The 18,608-nt window shown below is 72.2% G+C and carries 17 protein-coding genes; 3 read left to right on the top strand and 14 right to left on the bottom strand.

Features of this window, described 5'->3' with window-relative positions; genetic code table 11:
- Nucleotide 1: 1 nt before the first annotated feature.
- The 7 genes from rnc to ACFP1K_RS12920 form a co-directional block, all read right to left on the bottom strand.
- Nucleotides 2-727 (bottom strand): ribonuclease III, encoded by a 726-nt coding sequence (rnc, locus tag ACFP1K_RS12950; RefSeq protein WP_380751567.1) that lies wholly within the window; start codon nucleotides 725-727, stop codon nucleotides 2-4.
- A gap of 253 nt (nucleotides 728-980) precedes the next feature.
- Complete coding sequence (rpmF, locus tag ACFP1K_RS12945) at nucleotides 981-1,160, bottom strand: 50S ribosomal protein L32 (protein WP_380751281.1); 180 nt, start codon at nucleotides 1,158-1,160, stop codon at nucleotides 981-983.
- A gap of 1 nt (nucleotide 1,161) precedes the next feature.
- Nucleotides 1,162-1,737: a YceD family protein gene (locus tag ACFP1K_RS12940; RefSeq protein ID WP_380751278.1), complete on the bottom strand. Its 576-nt coding sequence runs from the start codon at nucleotides 1,735-1,737 to the stop codon at nucleotides 1,162-1,164.
- Nucleotides 1,738-1,785: 48 nt separating this feature from the next.
- Nucleotides 1,786-2,262, bottom strand: coding sequence for a pantetheine-phosphate adenylyltransferase (coaD, locus tag ACFP1K_RS12935; protein ID WP_380751275.1), 477 nt, complete (start codon nucleotides 2,260-2,262; stop codon nucleotides 1,786-1,788).
- Between the two features lie 1,423 nt (nucleotides 2,263-3,685).
- A complete protein-coding gene (rsmD, locus tag ACFP1K_RS12930; RefSeq protein WP_380751272.1) occupies nucleotides 3,686-4,246 on the bottom strand; it encodes a 16S rRNA (guanine(966)-N(2))-methyltransferase RsmD in 561 nt (186 codons plus the stop codon).
- Between the two features lie 1,303 nt (nucleotides 4,247-5,549).
- Nucleotides 5,550-7,727, bottom strand: coding sequence for an ATP-dependent DNA helicase RecG (gene recG, locus ACFP1K_RS12925; protein ID WP_380751269.1), 2,178 nt, complete (start codon nucleotides 7,725-7,727; stop codon nucleotides 5,550-5,552).
- An 81-nt stretch (nucleotides 7,728-7,808) separates the two neighbouring features.
- The gene (locus ACFP1K_RS12920) at nucleotides 7,809-9,407 is read right to left on the bottom strand and encodes a DAK2 domain-containing protein (RefSeq protein ID WP_380751266.1); all 1,599 of its coding nucleotides are present in this window, start codon (nucleotides 9,405-9,407) and stop codon (nucleotides 7,809-7,811) included.
- A 272-nt stretch (nucleotides 9,408-9,679) separates the two neighbouring features.
- Between ACFP1K_RS12920 and rpmB the strand changes: the two genes are divergently transcribed.
- Complete coding sequence (gene rpmB, locus ACFP1K_RS12915; RefSeq protein ID WP_184985553.1) at nucleotides 9,680-9,865, top strand: 50S ribosomal protein L28; 186 nt, start codon at nucleotides 9,680-9,682, stop codon at nucleotides 9,863-9,865.
- Between the two features lie 66 nt (nucleotides 9,866-9,931).
- On the opposite strand, the gene thiD is transcribed toward rpmB, so the two are convergent.
- From thiD to ACFP1K_RS12900, 3 genes are all read right to left on the bottom strand, one after another.
- Nucleotides 9,932-10,717: a bifunctional hydroxymethylpyrimidine kinase/phosphomethylpyrimidine kinase gene (gene thiD / locus ACFP1K_RS12910; protein ID WP_380751263.1), complete on the bottom strand. Its 786-nt coding sequence runs from the start codon at nucleotides 10,715-10,717 to the stop codon at nucleotides 9,932-9,934.
- Between the two features lie 33 nt (nucleotides 10,718-10,750).
- Entirely contained in the window at nucleotides 10,751-12,553 is a 1,803-nt protein-coding gene (locus ACFP1K_RS12905) for a hypothetical protein (protein ID WP_380751260.1), read from the bottom strand.
- 78 nt (nucleotides 12,554-12,631) lie between these two features.
- Entirely contained in the window at nucleotides 12,632-13,594 is a 963-nt protein-coding gene (locus ACFP1K_RS12900; protein ID WP_380751564.1) for a thiamine-phosphate kinase, read from the bottom strand.
- Nucleotides 13,595-13,670: 76 nt separating this feature from the next.
- On the opposite strand from ACFP1K_RS12900, the gene ACFP1K_RS12895 reads away from it, so the two are divergent.
- Both ACFP1K_RS12895 and ACFP1K_RS12890 read left to right on the top strand, forming a co-directional pair.
- The gene (locus tag ACFP1K_RS12895; protein ID WP_380751257.1) at nucleotides 13,671-13,904 is read left to right on the top strand and encodes an Lrp/AsnC family transcriptional regulator; all 234 of its coding nucleotides are present in this window, start codon (nucleotides 13,671-13,673) and stop codon (nucleotides 13,902-13,904) included.
- Nucleotides 13,905-13,928: 24 nt separating this feature from the next.
- On the top strand, nucleotides 13,929-14,357 hold the full coding sequence (locus ACFP1K_RS12890; RefSeq protein WP_380751254.1) for a DUF3515 family protein: 429 nt from the start codon (nucleotides 13,929-13,931) through the stop codon (nucleotides 14,355-14,357).
- Nucleotides 14,358-14,392: 35 nt separating this feature from the next.
- Here the strand turns inward: ACFP1K_RS12890 and ACFP1K_RS12885 are convergent, their stop codons facing one another.
- The 4 genes from ACFP1K_RS12885 to ACFP1K_RS12870 are packed head-to-tail and all read right to left on the bottom strand — an operon-like array spanning nucleotide 14,393 to nucleotide 18,594.
- Entirely contained in the window at nucleotides 14,393-15,508 is a 1,116-nt protein-coding gene (locus ACFP1K_RS12885) for a D-alanine--D-alanine ligase family protein (protein ID WP_380751251.1), read from the bottom strand.
- A gap of 56 nt (nucleotides 15,509-15,564) precedes the next feature.
- Complete coding sequence (locus ACFP1K_RS12880) at nucleotides 15,565-16,800, bottom strand: trans-sulfuration enzyme family protein (protein WP_380751561.1); 1,236 nt, start codon at nucleotides 16,798-16,800, stop codon at nucleotides 15,565-15,567.
- A 14-nt stretch (nucleotides 16,801-16,814) separates the two neighbouring features.
- A complete protein-coding gene (locus tag ACFP1K_RS12875) occupies nucleotides 16,815-17,822 on the bottom strand; it encodes an NAD(P)H-dependent glycerol-3-phosphate dehydrogenase (protein ID WP_380751248.1) in 1,008 nt (335 codons plus the stop codon).
- A gap of 52 nt (nucleotides 17,823-17,874) precedes the next feature.
- Nucleotides 17,875-18,594: a lysophospholipid acyltransferase family protein gene (locus tag ACFP1K_RS12870; protein WP_380751245.1), complete on the bottom strand. Its 720-nt coding sequence runs from the start codon at nucleotides 18,592-18,594 to the stop codon at nucleotides 17,875-17,877.
- Nucleotides 18,595-18,608: the final 14 nt, after the last annotated feature.

Genomic DNA, 18,608 nt, shown 5'->3' with positions numbered 1-18,608 from the left:
GTCAGGTGGTCGCCTTCTCCAGGCTCTCGTCGGCGTCGCGGCGGGCGCGGATCGCGTTCCACGCGGCCTCCGCGGCCTGCTGCTCGGCCTCTTTCTTGCTGCGGCCGGCACCCGAGCCGTACTCCTGGCCGCCGACGCGCACCACCGCGGTGAACGACTTGGCGTGGTCGGGCCCGCTCTCGTCCACGTGGTACTCGGGGACGCCCAGCATCTCCGACGCGGTCAGCTCCTGCAGGGAGGTCTTCCAGTCCAGGCCGGCGCCGAGCGAGGCCGAACGCTTGATCAGCGGGTCGAACAGCAGGTGGACCACGCGGAACGCCTCGTCCAGCCCCTTGTCGACGTACACCGCGCCGATCAGCGCCTCCAGGGTGTCGGCGAGGATCGACGACTTGTCCCTGCCGCCGGTGCCCTCCTCGCCCCGGCCGAGCCGCATGAAGCGGCCGAGACCGAGGGCGCGGGCCACGTCGGCGAGCGCGCGCATGTTGACCACCGCCGCGCGGAGCTTGGCCAGCTGGCCCTCCGGCAGGTCGGGGTGGCCGCGGAACAGGGTGTCGGTGACCACCAGGCCCAGCACCGAGTCGCCGAGGAACTCCAGGCGCTCGTTGGTGGGCAGGCCACCGTTCTCGTAAGCGTAGGAGCGGTGGGTCAGCGCCCGCTCCAGCAGATCTTCGTTCAGCTGGACGCCCAGCTCGCGGTCGAGTTCGTCTTTCGCGATCTCCACAGCGATCGGCTTACCACCTGCGGCCACGTCTCCTCCTCGGACGGAATCTCCGGCCGTCACGCAGCACTACCACGTCACGACCATGGTCGCGATGGCGGATGGAACACGGGCCCGAAAACGTGGTGGACGCCGGGAGATTGCGGCAGCCCCGGCGCCCACCACGGCCGCGGGCGAACCGCCACCGCACGCCTTCGACGGGGTCGGTCTTCCCGGCCGGACGCGCCTCGCATCCGGCCGGATCACCGGCCGATCGAGGGCGTCAGGCCGACGGCTCGATGACCTGACGGCGGTTGTAGGTGCCGCAGGTCGGGCAGGCGATGTGCGGCAGCTTCGGCGAGCGGCACTGGTTGCACTTCACGAGCACGGGCGCGGTGGTCTTCCACTGCGCGCGGCGGGAGCGGGTGTTGCTCCGCGACATCTTCCGCTTCGGGACGGCCACGTCAACCCTCCTGGTCCTTGGTGTTCGATTCGGTTCTAAGGCCCTGCAACGCCGCCCAGCGGGCGTCGGTCAAGTCGTGCCTGTGGTCCGGGCCGGCTTCCGCCAGCTTCGTCCCGCATTCCACGCACAACCCGGGGCAGTCTTCACCGCACACCGGGCTGAGCGGCAGTGCGAGCACCACCGCGTCGCGGAAGATCGGCTCAAGATCGAGGAGTTCACCGTCGAGGAGTGAGTCGTCCTCGGCGGCGTCTTCCGCCGAGTAGAAGTAGAGCTCCTGGAAACCGACCTCGATCTCCGAGGTCAGCGGATCCAGGCAACGCGAGCACTCGCCGCTGAGCGGAGCCCGCGCCGTGCCCGTGACGAGCACGCCCTCCATCACTGCCTCAAGCCGGATGTCCAGCTCGATATCGGCACCTTCTGGGACGCCGATCATGTCCACAGAGAGATTCACCGGAGCCGGGAGCACAGGAGAGAGCCGCCGCATGGACCCCGGCCGCCGGCCCAGATCATGGGTGGAGATAACCCAGGGGGCTCGGGGGTCGAGGCTGTGCAGCGTCTTCCTGCTCTCATGAGGCATGGCGAATCACCGCCGTCGTACAAGGCCGAATAGAAACAATACCAGGACTCAGCCGCGCAACCGCTCGACCAGCATCCGTCGTACCAGATCGGGCACCAGGCCCGACACGTCGCCACCGTACCTGGCGATCTCCTTCAGCCTGCTCGACGACAGGAAGGAGTACTCGGGGTTGGTCGACATGAAGAGCGTCTCCACGCCGGACATGCGGTAGTTGAGCTGCGCCATCTGCAACTCGTAGTCGAAGTCGCTGACCGCGCGCAGCCCTTTGACGATCGCCGGGATCCCCTGCTGCTTGCAGAAGTCGACCAGCAGCCCGTGGAACTTCTCCACGCGCACGTTGCCGTACTCCAGGGTGACCGTCTGCAACGTCTCGACCCGCTCGTCGACCGTGAACAGGCTCTTCTTCTCGACATTGATCAGCACCGCGACGACGACCTCGTCGTACAACCGAGACGTCCGCCCGATGATGTCCAGATGACCATTGGTCACAGGGTCAAACGACCCCGGACAAACAACCCGCCGCAAGTCCTACCCCCACCATCCCAAGCTTCCCGGCGCCGCGACCGTACCAAACACTAGCTTCCCCCCACCCACCCCTCCCCCTTCCCCCACCCTCACTGTCCCCCCACCTACCCATCCACCCCCCACACTGTGCCCCCGCCCACCCAATCCGTCACCCACCCACCCCAAACCGTCACCCCCGCGCGCGATCCGGCCCGGGGGCGGTGGGGACTCGGCCATGCAGCGAGCCCGTCACCCCCGCGCGCGATCCGGCCCCAAGCCCTCCATCCCCGCCCCCCACGTGATCGGCCCCAAGCCCAGGGGCCTCACCCCACCCGCCCCCCACCCGGCCCAAGCCCCCCACCCCGGGCCGCCCACCGCGCGCATCCGTAGTCCTCGCTCACTCCCCCGGCGCCGGTACGGCGGAACGTGGTACGGCGAATCCGGCGCCCGCCGTACGGCGAACAACCCGGCGTGTGCGCGGCGCCGGTGAAACGGTCCTCGCGGGAGGCCGCGCTTCGCGCGGAAGGCGCAAGGGCTGTTCTCATGCGGGGGACACCCCCGCACCTCCGGGTCCTGCCGGGCTCATGGTGCTCCACTGCGACGCGTTCCGCCGGGCCGGTGTCCCGCCGTACGAGGGCGCCGTGTTCGCCGTTCACCCTCCCGCCGACCCGGCGCCGGAAGACGAACCGGACGAGGCGACGGGGCTCCGGCGGCGCCGCTTTACGACGGGAAGCCCGTCGTGTGTGCGGGGTCGGTGAAATGGTCCTCGCGGAGGGGCGCGCTTCGCGCGGAAGGCGCGCGAGGGCTGATCTCATACGGGGGACACCCCCGCACCCCCGAGTCCTGCCGGGCCCATAGTGCTCCACCGCGACCCCTTGGCACGCCGAGACGCTGACCGCCTTCAAGTGGACCGTGAAGACCGAGGAACGGCCTCGTCTTCGGCTATGAGGCACTATCGCCTGCTGGATCACGCCGGTGCTGGTCGGCGAGAAGTCCGGCGGCGACGGCTACGGCGTGGGCTTCGACGAGAGGCTGCCCGTCCGCGACAAGGCCGGCATCGACGCGGCCCTCACGGTCCAGCTTGGGTGTCCCGCCGTACAGCGGCGCCGAATTCGCCGTACCACGTCCCGCCGACTCGGCGCCGGTAAGACGAACCCGGACGAGGCAACGGCTTCGGTGGGACGGGGAGGACGCCGCAGGGCAACGGGCTCCGTGGGGCAAGGACGCCACGGAGCAACGAGCTTCATTGAGGCGGGGAGCAGGCCACGGCGCGAGGAGCAGGCCACGGCGCGAGGAGCAGGCCACGGCGCGAGGAGCAGGCCACGGCGCGAGGAGCAGGCCACGGGGCGACGGGCTTCGGCTGCGCCGGGGCTCCCGCGGCTTCACCGCCGACGGCACCGGCTCCCATTGGTGGCGGCGCCGTATGGGGGGTCGGGCTCGCCTTCTACACCGCGCGGGCGTACCAAACGGCCGCTTCTCCGTACCGGCGGACCTTCTCCGGCTCGTACCCCGGGGGCCACTCGAGATCCGCCCCCCGGGACTCCCGCTCCACCGCGACCAGCGCGTCCTCAGCCAGCCACCCATTGGTGACCAGGAGCCCCAGAACCCGCCGCACGGCCTCATCCCCCACCGCGTACGGCGGATCCGCGAACACGAAGTCGTACGGCTCGTCGCAGGGGCCCCCCACCACCCGCTCGACCTTGTCGAGGACCACGACCGCCCCGTCCAGCCCCAGTGTCCCCACGTTCCCCCGTATCGTCCGTGCCGCCCGTGCGTCCGACTCCACCAGCAGCGCGTGCGAAGCCCCCCGGGACAACGCTTCCAGCCCCACCGCCCCCGACCCCGCGTACAGATCGAGCACCCGAGCCCCGTCCAACTCTCCGAACAGGGATCCGACGGTGGAGAACACCCCCTCCCGGGCACGATCACTCGTAGGACGAGTCCCCCGACCCGGCGGCACCGCGATCCGCCGCCCTCCCGCACTCCCCGCAATGACCCGGCTCACCCACCCATTCTTACCGCCCCGCCCCCCAGGCCGATCCGCCGTCCGCCAGAGTCAAGAGTCCCCAAGTGTCGGCGACGAATGAGCAAGGGTCGTTCCCCCCGCCCGCCCGAACCCACATGATGAGTTCTGCGGCCTTCATGGTGACCCAGGGGAAGGCCGACCGGCGTGATCGTGAGCCCTTCCGCGCGCCGGTGCCCTCGGCACCTGACCCGAGGGTGGGCCCAGCCAGGGACGGCATTCGGGGGGAGGCCGTCCCAAGGCTGGGCCCTGGGTCATTTACCCCCGACACCCGGCCGGGCCTGGCGCGACCCGACGGGCATGGACCGAGCCAACGGGCATGGACCGAGCCGACGGGCATGGACCGAGCCGACGAGCGTGAATCGAGCCGGTGGGCGGGCACCGCATCGCGGCGAACGGAACGCAGCACGGTGAGCCCGGCCCCGCAGTACTAGTTCACCATGCCCAACCACTTCGGGCTCTCCCACGAGCGCCTGACCTGGAACACCACCGGCTTGACCGCATTCCTCTACGGCAGGCCCCGGAGATGCGGGGATGTCCCCCGCACGAAACAGCCCTCGCGCGCCTTCCGCGCGAAGCGCGCCCCTCCGCGAGGAGCATTTCATCGGCCCCGCATACACGACGGGCTTCCCGCCGTAAGGCGGCGCCGCCGGAGCCCCGTCGCCTGGTCCGGTTCGTCTTCCGGCGCCGGGTCGGCGGGAGGGTGAACGGCGAACACGGCGCCCTCGTACGGCGGGACAGCCCTACGGAACGCCTCGCGGTGGAGCACCATGAGCCCGGCAGGACCCCGGGGGCGCGGGGGTGTCCCCCGCATGAGCACAGCCCTCGCGCCTCCCGCGCGAAGCGCGCCCCTCCACGAGGACCACTTCATCGGCCCCGCATACACGACGGGCTTCCCGCCGTAAGGCGGCGCCGCCGGAGCCCCGTCGCCTGGTCCGGTTCGTCTTCCGGCGCCGGGTCGGCGGGAGGGTGGACGGCGAACACGGCGCCGTCGTACGGCGGGACACCGGCCCTACGGAACGCGTCGCGGTGGAGCACCATGAGCCCGGCAGGACCCGGGGGCGCGGGGGTGTCCCCCGCATGAGCACAGCCCTTGCGCCTTCCGCGCGAAGCGCGCCCCCTCGCGAGGACCATTTCACCGGCGCCGCACACACGACGGGTTGTCCGCCGTACGGCGGCGCCGGATTCGCCGCGCCACGACCCGCCGTATCGGCGCCGGAAGGACAGTCCGCTGTGCGTGCCGATCACGGTGGTGTGGCGGGACCGCAGGGCGGGGGGTCGGGGGTCAGGTTTTTTCTAGGTAGTCGGCGCGGGAGTCGTCTAGGAGGCGGGTTATTTCGGCTTTTAGGTGGGGGTGGGTGGTTAGGTGGGGGTCGGTGGTCAGGAGGGTGGTGGCTTCGTCTCGGGCCTGGTGGATTACCTCCTCGTCGCGGAGGAGTTGGAGCATTTTCAGGGAGGAGCGGCGGCCTGACTGGGCGGCGCCGAGGACGTCGCCTTCGCGGCGTTGTTCCAGGTCCACCCGGGAGAGTTCGAAGCCGTCGACGGTGGCGGCGACGGCGTCCAGGCGCTCGCGGGCGGGGGTGCCGGTGGGGAAGTCGGTCACCAGGAGGCAGAGGCCGGGGAGGCCGCCTCGGCCTACTCGGCCGCGGAGCTGGTGGAGTTGGGACACGCCGAAGCGGTCGGCGTCCATGATGACCATGACGGAGGAGTTGGGGACGTCCACGCCCACCTCGATCACGGTGGTGGAGACCAGGACGTCGATCTCACCCTGGGTGAAGGAGCGCATCACGGCGTCCTTCTCGTCGGGGGGGAGGCGGCCGTGCAGGATCTCGATCCGCAGGCCCTGCAAGGGGCCGGCGGCCAGGGTGGTGGCGACCTCGGACACCGACAGGGGCGGGCGGCGCTCCTCGTCGGACGGCATGCCGGACAGGACGTCCTCGTCGCTCTCGTCGTCGCCGATGCGCGGGCACACCACGTACGCCTGGCGGCCCAGGCCGACTTCCTCGCGGACCCGCTCCCAGGCCCGCTCCAGGTAGTGGGGCTTGTCGGCGGCGGGCACCACGTGGGTCGTGATCGGCGCCCGGCCGGCGGGGAGCTGGCTGAGCGTGGACACCTCCAGGTCGCCGAAGACGGTCATGGCGACGGTGCGCGGGATGGGTGTGGCGGTCATCACCAGCACGTGCGGACGGCCGTCGCCGGCCTTCTCGCGCAGCGCGTCCCGCTGCTCGACGCCGAAGCGGTGCTGCTCGTCGACCACAACCAGGCCGAGGTCGGCGAACTGGACGTGCTCCTGGAGCAGCGCGTGGGTGCCCACCACGATGCCCGAGGCGCCGGACGCGGCGTCCAGCAGCGCCCGGCGCCGTGCGGGCGCGCCCATGGAGCCGGTGAGCAGGGTGACGCCGGTGCCGCCGAACACCCCGCCGGTGCCGAGGTCGCCCAGCATGCGGGTGATCGACCGGTGGTGCTGCTGCGCCAGGACCTCGGTGGGGGCGAGCAGCGCCGCCTGTCCCCCGGCGTCGACCACCTGGAGCATCGCGCGCAGCGCCACCACGGTCTTCCCTGCGCCGACCTCGCCCTGGAGCAGGCGGTGCATGGGGTGGTCGCGGGCCAGCTCGGCGGCGACGCGCTCCCCCACCTCGACCTGCCCCTCGGTGAGGCTGAACGGCAGGCGGCCGTCGAAGTCGGCCAGCAGGCCGTCCTCGCGGCGTGGCCTCGGCGTGGCGGGCCACGCGGCGGCGGCCTGGCGCCGCTGGGCGAGCACCGCCTGCAGGACGAAGGCCTCGTCGAACTTGAGCCGTTTGCGCGCCTTGCCGATGTCGGCCTGGTCCCGGGGCCGGTGGACGGCCTCCAGCGCCTCGGCCAGGCCGGTCAGCTGGTGCCGGGCCCGCACCTCGGCGGGGAGCGGGTCGGGCAGGGGGCCCAGCGTGTCGAGGACGACGGCGATCGCGCGGCGGATGACCCAGGACGACACCCCGGCCGAGGCCGGGTAGATGGGGACCGGCGCGGCGGCGAACTCGGCGGCGGAGGACTCGGTCTCCTCGAAGAGCTCGAAGTCGGGATGGTTGAGCTGCCAGCGCCCGCGGTCGCCGCGCCCGAACCGCCCGGCCTTCCCGGAGAACATCGCCCTGGTTCCGGGCTTCAGCCGGCTCTCCACCACGTGGGACACCTTGCCGAAGTAGGACAGGTAGATCTTGTTGCGCCGGCCGTCGACGACCTCGACCTCCAGCCAGGTGCCGCCCCGGTTGCGCATGGGTTTACGCATCAGCCGGGACACCTCGCCCACGACCGTGACGAAGTCGTCCACCTGAAGGGCGTCGAGCGCGGTCAGCTCGCCGCGCTCGGCGTACCGCCGGGGGTAGTGCCGTAGCAGCTCGCCCACCGTGGTGAGGTTGAGCGAACTCTCCAGCGGCTTGGCCGTCTTCGGATCAAGCGCCTTTCCGAGCGGCTCCTCAAAACGCGTCACGCCACCAAGTTCTACCGCCCCGGCACGACAACCACACTCTCCATCGTCCCACCTGTGGATAACTCCGATCGCGTGACCGCGTCACTCGACGCCGATCAGCAGGGGGTACCCGCCCTGGCCGCCGGTGTAGGTGGTCATCTCCAGGTCCGGGCGCTGCCCGGCCAGGTGGGACTGGACCGTCGCGGCCAGCCGGGGACCCGGGCCGGAGCCGACGATCAGGGTCACCAGTTCGGTGCTGCCGGAGAGCATCCTTCCCGCGATCTCCGTCGCGACCTGCTCGGGGTCGGAGCCGATCAGGGCCACGTCCCCCTCGATGACGCCCACCACGTCCCCGGGACGGCAGACGCCCGCGCTGGTCATGGCCTCGCGGTCGGCGATCCACACGTGCCCGTGGCGGGTGTGGACGGCGGCGCCCGTCATGGCCACCACGTCGTCGTCGAAGCGCCGCAGGGGGTCGTGCACGGCGAGGGCGGCCAGACCCTGCACGGTGGCCTTGGTGGGGAGGACGGCCACGACCGTGCCTTCCTCCCGGGCGATCTCGGCGGCGGCGGTCGCGACGGCGTAGGCACCGTCGTCGTTGGGCAGCACGGCGACCTCGGTCCCCGCGGCGTGAACGGCGTCCAGGACGGCGGCCAGGGTGGGGGCGGCGCCGGGGGTGCGGCGGACGGCCACGGCGCCCGCGCTCTCGAAAAGGGCCGCGATCTCGTCCCCGGCGGCGACGGCGACGACCCCTCTGCCGGTGCCCGCCTGGCGGTGCGTGCGGGCGGGGGCCGCCAGGTAGGCGATCTTGACGCGGTACGGCCGGCCCGCCCGCATGCCGGCCTCGACGGCGGCGCCCGCGTCGTCCACGTGGACGTGGACGTTCCACAGGCCCTCGCCGCCGACGACCACCAGGGAGTCCCCGAGGGCGTCCAGCTCGCCCCGCAGCGCCGCGACGGCGTCGTCCCCGGCCTCCAGGAGGTACATGACCTCGTAGCCCGGACCTTCGCCCGCGGCGACCGGCACGAACTTCGCGGCGGGCCTCGGGACCTCGTACCGGCCCGCGTACGAGCGGGTGATCACCGCGGCCAGGCTCTCCACGATCACGGTCAGCCCGGCGGCGCCCGCGTCCACGACGCCGTTGCGGGCCAGGACGTCCAGCTGCCCGGTCGTGCGGCCGAGCGCGACGCGGGCGGCGGCGGCCGCGCGGGCCGCCACGTCCGCCAGCTCGTCCGAGGTGTCCTGCACGGCCCCCGCCACGGCGGTGAGCACGCTGAGCACGGTCCCCTCGACCGGCCGCGCGACGGAGCTCCTCGCCATCTCGGCGGCTCTGGTCAGCCCTTCCCGCAGGTCCCGGCCGCCCCCCTTGGTACGCCTGAGCACCTCGGCCATGCCGCGCAGCGCCTGGCTGAGGATCACCCCCGAGTTGCCCCTGGCCCCGAGGAGCGCCCCGTGCGCCAGCGTGCGCCAGGTGGTCTCGGTGTCGGCGTCCTCGGGGAGGTCGTCGAGCGCCTCGGCCGCCGAGAGCATCGTCAGGTGGAGGTTCGTCCCGGTGTCCCCGTCCGGCACCGGGAAGACGTTCAACGCGTCGATCTCCGCCCGCGCCCCGCCGAGCGCGTCCGCGCACACCCGCGACCAGCGCCGTACGGCGGCCGCGTCCAGCACTTCGAGCGCCGCCGTCCCGGACTGCTCAGAACCCATCCCACTCCCCTGCCGCCGCGTCCGCCTGCCCATCGCCCGCGCCTCTCCACCCACCTGCCGACAAGAACGGGCGCCGTGGCTTGGGGAGCGGGGGTGGGAGGCGGTGCGGTACGGTGGGTGTCACGAGACTATCCCCGCCGGTGGTGCTTCCGTTTCGCGTGCACTCGGGGGGTTCGGATATCCTCGTACGGCCAGCCGGTTGTCCCGGCATGCCCGACCACCGCCTCCGGATGTCGGTTCGGGCTGATCGACTGATCTAAGGAGCGATTACCGTGGCTTCCGTCTGCGACGTTTGCGGCAAGGGGCCGATCTTCGGCAACAACATCTCCCACTCGCACCGCCGCACCCGGCGCCGCTGGAACCCCAACATCCAGCGCGTCCGTGCCATGGTGGGCAGCACCCCGAAGCGGCTGAACGTCTGCACCTCCTGCATCAAGGCCGGCAAGATCACTCGCTAGGCTTCGCCCCACGGCATCCCAGCCCGTCCCCGCAGGGGGCGGGCTGTCGTCGTTTCCAGGCGCGGCTCAGCGCAGGCGCCAGGCGTGGTCCACGGGGCCGATGCCCGCCCCGAGGGGGAAGCCGTGGGCGATGGCGCCGGTGACGTACTCCTTGGCCTTCCGCACGGCGGTGGGCACGTCGTCGCCGAGGGCCAGGTGGGAGGCGATGGCCGAGGCGAGGGTGCAGCCGGTGCCGTGGGTGTGGCGGTTGTCGTGGCGGTCGGCGATGAGGCGGAACTCGTCGGTGCCGTCGGTGAGCAGGTCGACCGGCGGGCCCGGGAGGTGGCCGCCCTTGATCAGCACCCAGGTGGGGCCGAGGGCCAGCAGCGCCTCGGCGGCCGGGCGCATGCCGTCCTCGTCCTCCACCTTGATCGAGGTGAGCTGCTCCACCTCCCAGAGGTTGGGCGTGACGACGGTCGCCACCGGCAGCAGCCGCGTGACGACCGTGTGCACGGCCTCGGGGGCGAGCAGCGGGTCACCGTGCTTGGAGACCCCGACCGGGTCGACCACCACCGGGGCCGCCACGCCGGCCAGCACGTCCGCCACCACCTCGACCAGCGCCGGCGAGGCCAGCATGCCGGTCTTGACGGCCTGCGCGCCGATGTCGCCGAGCACCGAGTCGAGCTGGGCCCGCACCGCCTCGGGGGGAAGCTCCCAATACCCCTGCACGCCGACGGAGTTCTGCGCGGTCACCGCCGCGATGACGCTCATGCCGTGCACCCCGAGCGCCAGCATGGTCTTCAGGTCGGCCTGGATGCCCGCGCCTCCCCCGGAGTCGGAGCCTGCGACGGTCAGCACGCGGGGAGGAGTCATGCCCCCATGAAACCAGCACCGGACGAGGGCGCCTCACTCGGCACGGAAGCGGCAGTCGCCGTCGGCCAGCTCGCACGAGTCGGGGGTACCGGGGTCGCCTTCGGCGCTGAAGGTCACCACGAGGCTCTCGTCCGCGCCGAGAGGCGTCGCGGAGCTGAGCACGAGGGTGCGGCCCTCCTGCGCCCAGTCGGCGCCGTCCGCGCCGACGACGTCGCCGCCGACCCGGAACCGTACCTGCCAGCCGTCCAGGGCCCGGCCGGTGTTGGTGATGGTGACCTGGCCGACGTAGCCGGTGCCGGTCAGGGCGGACACGCTGAAGCCGACGGACACCTGGCCGGTGGTGGCGAACGGCTGGTCGGAGCTCGGCGGGTCGTTCGGCGACGTGACGTCGGTGTCCTCGGGGGACGGCTCGGGGTCGGGAGTGTCGGGGCTGGGGTCGGGCACGGGGTCCAGGTCGGCGGTGGGACGCTGGGTGGGCCGGGGCCGGTCGGTGGTGCGGCTGGCGCGCGGCGTGGGCCGTACGGCGGTCGGCCGGCTGGTCGGCTTCCGGGCGGCGGGTGAGTCCTTGGCGTCCGGTGTCGCCGGGTCGTCCGCCGCGGGGGGCTCGGTGGCCAGGGGGTCGGTGTCGGCCGTGCCGGGCAGCGCCAGGCCGTTGTTCGGCTTGTCCGTGGCGACCGCCGCGCAGACCTCGTCGGGGCCGCAGCCGGGTGCCTCGGTGAGGGTCAGCGGGCCCGAGGCGAGCCGCATCCCGATGACGACGCTGCCGACGGCGGCCACGACCGCGACCGCGCACATCGCGACGAGCCGCTTCCCCCGCCAGACCTTGGCCTGCCCGCGCCGCGCCCCCTTGGCCCTCCGCGACCGCGTCCTCCCGGCGTCCCGGCCCTCCGGCCCGTCACCGGCGTCCGCGTCATCCGGCTCGGGGGCACTGCCCAGCCTGATGTCCGGCCCTTCCCAGGCGTCGATGCCCGGCCCGTCCGCCCAAGCCGGCACCTTGGCCGGCTCGGCCATCGGCCCCTCCGCCCAGGCGGGGGCGTCGGGCGCGCGGGTCCCCCCGGACGCGCCTTCCGCCCAGACCGGCGCTCTGACCGGCTCGGGGGGCGCACCCAGAAGCTCGGCAGGCATATCGAGAGGGCCGGTGGGCGCGGCGAGGGCCCCGGTGGCCGCACCGGGCGTCCCGGTGGCCGTACCGAAGGGCTCAGGGGCCGCGAACGGCTCGGCGGCCATGCCGAACGGCTCAGCGGGCGTCCCGAACGCCGCAGCGGGCCCACCGAAGGGCTCCGCGGGCCTGCTGAACGACTCAGCGGGCGTCCCGAACGAATCAGCGGGCCCGCTGAACGACTCAGCGGGCGTCCGGAACGGCTCGGCTGGCCCACCGAAGGGCTCCCCGGGCCTGCCGAAGGGCTCGGGGGCCGGCCCGAAGGGTTCGGCGGGCGTCCTGAACGGTTCAGCGGGCGTGCCTGGTGCGGCGGTGAGTGGGCCGTGCGGCGTACCGGGCACCTCTGCGGCCATACCGATCGGCCCCGGGGGCGGCCCGGCGGTCACGCCGGGCGGCGCGTCGTTCCGGTCGCCGGGGACATCGGCCCGCTCGTCCGGGGCGAAGGCGGACTGGTCGGCGGCGTCGTCCCACGCGCTGGGCCAGGACGGGAGCTCTCTGTCCCAGGCGCTGGAGCGGCGGGGGGAGCCGTCCGGGGTGGGCTCCACGGGGCGGTACGCAATGGACCAGTCCACTTCGTCCGGGAGCTCCGGCAGGACCTGGTCGCCGGGGTCCGGTACCCCTGATGGGTCGGGGGTGCGGTCCTGGCCGCGGGATGACGTGTGGCGTCCCCGTCGCATGAAGCGCCTTTCTCCTAGAAACCTCGGCGCCCCACTTCATAACACCTTTGATACTTCTTTGTCACAATTTTCGCGTTGTTAACGGAAGTGATCCCAGCCACCCTGAGCCCCGGCATGCCCTCTGACCTGCACACCTTCCCCCTCCACGACCCGCCCGACGATCAACCACTCCGAGGGGAGAACGGCCGTGCTGGGGAACGCCGCCACCAGCGCGTGATCGTCCCCGCCGGTCAGCATCCACTCCAGCGGGTCCTCGCCGAGACGCTCCCCGGCGGCGGCCAGGGACGCGGGCACCGGGAAAGCATCGGCGTCCATCTCGACCAGGACGCCGCTCGAAGAGGCGATGTGCCCCACGTCCTGCACCAGCCCGTCGCTGACGTCGGCCATCGCGGTGGCCCCGAGCGCGGCGGCCTCGGGCCCCCGGGCGTACGGAGGCATCGGACGCCGGTGCGCGCCGGAAAGCTCGGGGAACGCCTCGGGCAGGCCGGCCTGGAGCAGCGCCAGCCCGGCCGCCGCGTGCCCCACCCGCCCGGTCAGGGCCACCACGTCCCCGGGACGGGCCCCCGCCCGGGTGACGGGAGGCCGGTCGTCCAGGGTGCCGAGCGCGGTCACCCCGAGCACCACCTGCTCGGACCGGGAGATGTCCCCACCGGCTACACTCGCCCCGACCGGCGCGCATTCGTCCCGGAACCCGTCGGTGAGGCCGTCCAGCCACTCCACCGGAAGGTCCCCCGGGAGCCCCAGCCCGACGAAGAGGGCCGTGGGCGAGGCGCCCATGGCGGCGATGTCGGCGAGGTTCTGCGCCGCGGCCTTGCGGCCGATGTCGTACGCACTGGACCAATCGCGCCGGAAGTGCCTACCCTCAAGTAGGAGGTCAGTCGTCACGACCACACGTCCGCCGGGAGCAGCCAGCACCGCCGCGTCATCACCAGGACCGAGCAATACAGTCGGAGATTGTGGCAAGCGTCCGACAATACGTGCAATGATCCCGAATTCGCCAAGATCTGCGACTGTGATAGCACACCTCCAGGTGTGTTCCATGTACGGTGGCGATTCGCGCACTGATCTAGATTGGGCGATTTGAACCATGGCAGCTCGCCCCACCCGGGAGGACGTGATGGTGCAGGCCTACATCCTTATCCAGACCGAGGTCGGCAAGGCCGCCGAGGTCGCCGGAGCGATCGCGTCGATCACCGGTGTGACCCAGGCAGAGGACGTCACAGGACCGTACGACGTGATCGTGCGGGCCGAGGCGAACAACGTCGACGAACTGGGCAAACTTGTGGTCGCGCAGATCCAGTCGGTGGAGGGGATCACGCGTACCCTTACATGTCCGATCGTGCACATCTGATCGTCGTGTCCTGCGGGGGGAGCCTTGATCCGGGTCGTGATGGCCGCGCTGGCCCTTCTGGTGCTGGCCGGCTGCGGCGGCGCGGTCCGGGTGGACCCCCCGAGCCCGGCGGGCGCCACCGCGCAGTCCTGCCGCACGCTGACCGGTCGCCTGCCGCGCGCCCTTGACGGCGCCGAGCGGGTGCCGTCCGAGCCGCCCTCGCCGTATGTCGTGGTGTGGGGGGAGGCGGAGATCGCGCTGCGCTGCGGCGTGCCCAGGCCCGCCGCGATGGACCCGCAGGAGCAGGTGACCGAGGTGGACGGCGTGGCCTGGTACAACGACCCGGCCCGGCCCGCGCTGTTCACCGCGCTGGCCAGGGACGGGTACGTCGAGGTCACGATCTCCGCGCGCCACCAGCCGGCCGGCGTGCTGGTCGACCTGGCCGCCCCGATCAAGGCGGCCTTCGGCGGCTGAACCCGCCAGACCGGCCGGAACCGCCGCTGAGACGGTCAGCGCAGCCCCGTGGGCCTCTGCAGCGCGAGCTGGAGCAGCCGGTCCACCAGCTCGGCGTACGGCAGCCCGGACGCGGCCCACAGCTGCGGCGCCACCGACATCGAGGTGAAGCCGGGCATGGTGTTGATCTCGTTGAGGATCAGGCTGCCCGACGGGGTGTAGAAGAAGTCCACCCGCGACAGCCCTTCGCAGCCGAGCGCCTCGTACGCCCGCACCGCCATCTGCCGCAGCTCCTCGCTCACCCCGTCCGGGATGTCCGCGGGCACCTTGAGCGACATGTCCGACCCGATGTACTTGGCGGAGAAGTCGAAGAACTCGTGGTCCTCGCTGACCAGCACCTCACCGGGCTGACTGGCCGCCGGCGGCTCGTCCCCGGGCGACTCCAGCACCGCGCACTCGATCTCGCGCCCCTCGATCGCCGCCTCGACGAGCACCTTGGGGTCGTGCTCACGGGCCGCCTCCACGGCCGCCACCAGCTCGGCGAGGTCCCCGGCCCGGGAGATGCCCTGGCTGGACCCGGCCCTGGACGGCTTGACGAACACCGGCCAGCCGAGCGCCTCGACGTCCTTGAGCACCCGCTCGCGGTCCAGCCGCCACTCGCGGTCCCGCACCACCACGTACGGCCCCACCGGCAGCCCCGCCGCGGCGAGCAGCGCCTTCATGTACGCCTTGTCCATGCCGACCGCGCTGGCGAGCACCCCGGAGCCGACGTACCGCACGCCCGCCATCTCGAGCAGCCCCTGGATGGTGCCGTCCTCGCCGAAGGGCCCGTGCAGCATGGGGAAGACCACGTCCACCTCGCCGAGGGAGGCGGGGATGCGCCCCGCGTCCAGCGCGACCAGCCTGCCGGTGCCGGACGGCAGCGCTAGCGCCGCGCCCGCCCCGGCGACCATCGGCAGCTCGCCGTCCTCGATCTGGTAGCTCTGATCCTCGGGCGCCAGCACCCACCGGCCGTCGGTCGCGATACCGACCGGGATCACCTCGTACCTGGACCGGTCGATGGCCGCGAGTACGCTGCCCGCGCCCATGAGGGAGACCGCGTGCTCGGAGTTGCGCCCGCCGAACACCACCGCGACCCGGACCCGACGCCGGGAATCATGCTGCTCGTTCATGATGACCGAATCTACCGTGCGTACCCATCGTCCCAGGTTGTCGGGTCAGGCCGGGATCAGCTCCGTCCGACGGGTCCCGAGCGCAGTGCGTCGAGGGCCTCGGTGACGTCCGCGATGAGGTCCTCGGCGTCCTCCAGGCCCACCGAGAAGCGCACGGCGCCCGCGTCCACGCCGGAAGCCGTGAGGGCCGCCTCGTCGAGCTGGCGGTGGGTCGTGGAGGCGACGTGGGCCACCTTGGTGTGCGTGCCGCCGATCGAGGTGGCGATGCGGGACAGCCGCACGGTGTCGGCGAGCATGACCCCGGCCTCGTACCCCCCGTGCGGGGTGACCGTGACGACGGCGCCGAACCTGGTGCCCTCGGGCCCGGAGTCGAACAGCTGGCGGGCGAGCTGGTGGCCGGGGTGGCCGGGCAGCCCGGGGTAGTCGACGCGGCGCACCGCGGGGTGCTTGGCCACGGCGGCGGCGAACACCATCGCGGTGGCGCACATGCGGCGCACCCGCAGCGGCAGGGTCTCCAGGCCGCGGCGCAGCAGGAACGCCTCGTCGGGCGACAGGGTGGCGCCGGTGTCGATGCGCGTCTCGCGGATCTTGGCGATGAGGTCGGGACGGCCGACCACGGCCCCGCCGGTGCAGTCGTCGTGGCCGCCGATGTACTTGGTGGCGGAGTGCACGACGAGGTCGGCGCCGTGCTCCAGGGGGCGGCACACCACAGGGGTGGCGAAGGTCGAGTCGACCACGAGCAGCGCCCCGGCGTCCCTGGCGATGCGGTACAGGCCGCGGATGTCGGCGACCGCCATGGTGGGGTTGCTCATCGTCTCGGCATAGATGATCTTGGTGGCGGATCGCACGGTGCCGTGCACCCGCCGCAGGTCGGAGTAGTCGACGAAGTCCACGGACACGCCGAACCGCCCGAGCACGTTGGACAACATCGAGTACGTGCCGCCGTACACCGGCGCCGGGGCCACCACGTGCGCCCCCGCCCGCAGGAAGGTCAGCAGCACCGTGCTCACCGCCGCCATGCCGGACGAGAACGCCTGGCCGGCGACGTCCTCGGGGGCGGCGGCGCCCTCCAGGGAGGCGATCCCTGAGGCGAACGCCGCCACGGTGGGGTTGTCGATGCGGCTGTAGGCGAACCCCGGGGCGCGGTCGCCGAGCACGTCGCCGTACTCGGCCGAGCTGCCGAAGCTCCACGCGGCGCTGCGCCACACCGGCAGCCCCATGGGGGCCTGGCGCGGCACGGGGGCGGGCGGCAGGTGCACCGCGCGGGTGTTCTCGCCGAGTCTCCTGCGCATCCGCCGGGAGGGACTCACACTCCGTACCGTTCGGGCTTCGGTGTGCGTGACATGAGCAGCATGGCGGCCTCGCTCGGGCTCATTCCGTCGTGCACGACGCCGACGACCACCTCGGTGATCGGCATCTCGATGTCGTGCTTCCTGGCCAGGTCTAGGACCGACTCACAGGACTTGACCCCCTCCGCGGTCTGCTTCGTCGCGGCGATGGTCTCGGCCATGGTCATCCCTCTGCCCAGATTCTCACCGAAAGTACGGTTCCGGGACAACGGGGAAGTACAGGTGGCCACCAGATCGCCCATGCCGGCCAGCCCCGCGAAGGTGTGGGGGTCGGCGCCGAGCGCCGCGCCGAGCCGGGAGATCTCCGCCAGCCCGCGCGTCATCAGCATCGCCCGGACGTTGTCGCCGAGGCCCATGCCCGCGGCCACGCCCACCGCGAGCGCGATGACGTTCTTCACCGCGCCGCCGAGCTCCACCCCCACGACGTCGGGGTTGGTGTAGGCCCGGAACCACGGCAGGTGGCAAGCCTCCTGGAGGCGCACGGTGACCTTCTCGTCCACGCCGGCGACCACCGTGGCGGCCGGCTCGTGGCGGATCAGCTCACCCACCAGGTTGGGGCCGGAGACCACCGCGACCCGCTCGGCCGGCACGCCCGCGACCTCGCGAATCACCTCGCTCATCCGGCGGCAGGTGCGCAGCTCGACGCCTTTCATCAGGCTGACCAGCACCGCGTCCTCGGGGATGTACGGCCGCCACGCCGCGAGGTTGCCGCGCAGGGTCTGGGACGGCACGGCGAGGACCACGAAGTCCGCGCCCTCCATGGCCAGGGCCGGGTCGGTGGTGGCGCGCAGCGACTCGGGGAGCCGGATGCCCGGCAGGTACTCGGGGTTCTCGTGCCGGCGGTCGATGGCCTCGACCACCTCGGCCCGCCGTCCCCACAGCGTCGTCGTGGTCCCCGCCTCCGCCAGGATCATCGCGAAAGTGGTGCCCCACGAACCTGTTCCGAAAACGACGGCCTTGGTCATCTGCTCACCGTACGCTCACTAAGGTCGACCGGCTGACTGTTGATCGCCGCCGCTAACCCGCGCGGCTCTCCCCCGGCTCGAACGGCGCGTCCGGCGCCTTCTCGCCGCGCAGCTCGGCCAGCTGTGCCGTGATGGCGGCCATGATGTCGGTGGTGGCCTCCTTGAGCACCTTGCCGCGCAGCGGCAGGCCCTCGTACTTCGACAGGTCGACCGGCGGTCCCGCGATGACGTGGAAAGTCTTGCGCGGCAGCAGCTTCGGCGCCTTCTTCCCGTACGGCAGCAGCTCCTGCGCGCCCCAGTGGGCCACCGGGATCACCGGCATGCCGGTCATCAGCGCCAGCCGGGCCACGCCCGTCTTGCCGGCCATGGGCCACAGCTCGGGGTCGCGGGTGATGGTGCCCTCGGGGTAGAAGATCACGCACGAGCCCTCACGCAGCGCGTCCTCGGCCATCTTCAGCGAGCGGGCCGCGTCGGTGCTGCCGCGGAACACCGGGATCTGCTTGCAGTTGCGGACGATCCACCCGATGACCGGGATGTCGAACACGCCGGACTTGGCGAGGTACACCGGCCAGCGACCGTTGTCGTAGGTGAAGTGCGCGAGCAGCAGGGGATCGCTCCAGGAAAGGTGGTTCGCCGCGACGATCACACCGCCGGTGCGAGGAAGGTTGGCGCGTCCCCTCCAGTCCCGTTTGGAGAACAGATAGAGAAACGCCTTCACGATGACCACGACGAAGGCTTCCAAGGGGATGGACGGACGTCCGGGGCGGCTCAATTGACTCCTCCAGT

The organism is Sphaerisporangium aureirubrum (assembly GCF_042658925.1).
Classification (GTDB): Bacteria; Actinomycetota; Actinomycetes; order Streptosporangiales; family Streptosporangiaceae; genus Sphaerisporangium; species Sphaerisporangium aureirubrum.
Note: the sequence above shows the minus strand (reverse complement) of the source record. Positions and strands in the feature narration are given on the sequence as shown.

Bases quoted from the DNA above. Each gene is read 5' to 3' on its own strand.
- ACFP1K_RS12875 (WP_380751248.1), bottom strand. From the start codon at position 17,822: ATGACCAAGGCCGTCGTTTTCGGAACAGGTTCGTGGGGCACCACTTTC.
- ACFP1K_RS12885 (WP_380751251.1), bottom strand. From the start codon at position 15,508: ATGAACGAGCAGCATGATTCCCGGCGTCGGGTCCGGGTCGCGGTGGTG.
- ACFP1K_RS12905 (WP_380751260.1), bottom strand. From the start codon at position 12,553: ATGCGACGGGGACGCCACACGTCATCCCGCGGCCAGGACCGCACCCCC.
- ACFP1K_RS12940 (WP_380751278.1), bottom strand. From the start codon at position 1,737: ATGCCTCATGAGAGCAGGAAGACGCTGCACAGCCTCGACCCCCGAGCC.
- ACFP1K_RS12900 (WP_380751564.1), bottom strand. From the start codon at position 13,594: ATGGAACACACCTGGAGGTGTGCTATCACAGTCGCAGATCTTGGCGAA.
- ACFP1K_RS12895 (WP_380751257.1), top strand. From the start codon at position 13,671: ATGGTGCAGGCCTACATCCTTATCCAGACCGAGGTCGGCAAGGCCGCC.
- ACFP1K_RS12920 (WP_380751266.1), bottom strand. From the start codon at position 9,407: ATGGGTTCTGAGCAGTCCGGGACGGCGGCGCTCGAAGTGCTGGACGCG.
- ACFP1K_RS12880 (WP_380751561.1), bottom strand. From the start codon at position 16,800: ATGCGCAGGAGACTCGGCGAGAACACCCGCGCGGTGCACCTGCCGCCC.
- thiD (WP_380751263.1), bottom strand. From the start codon at position 10,717: ATGACTCCTCCCCGCGTGCTGACCGTCGCAGGCTCCGACTCCGGGGGA.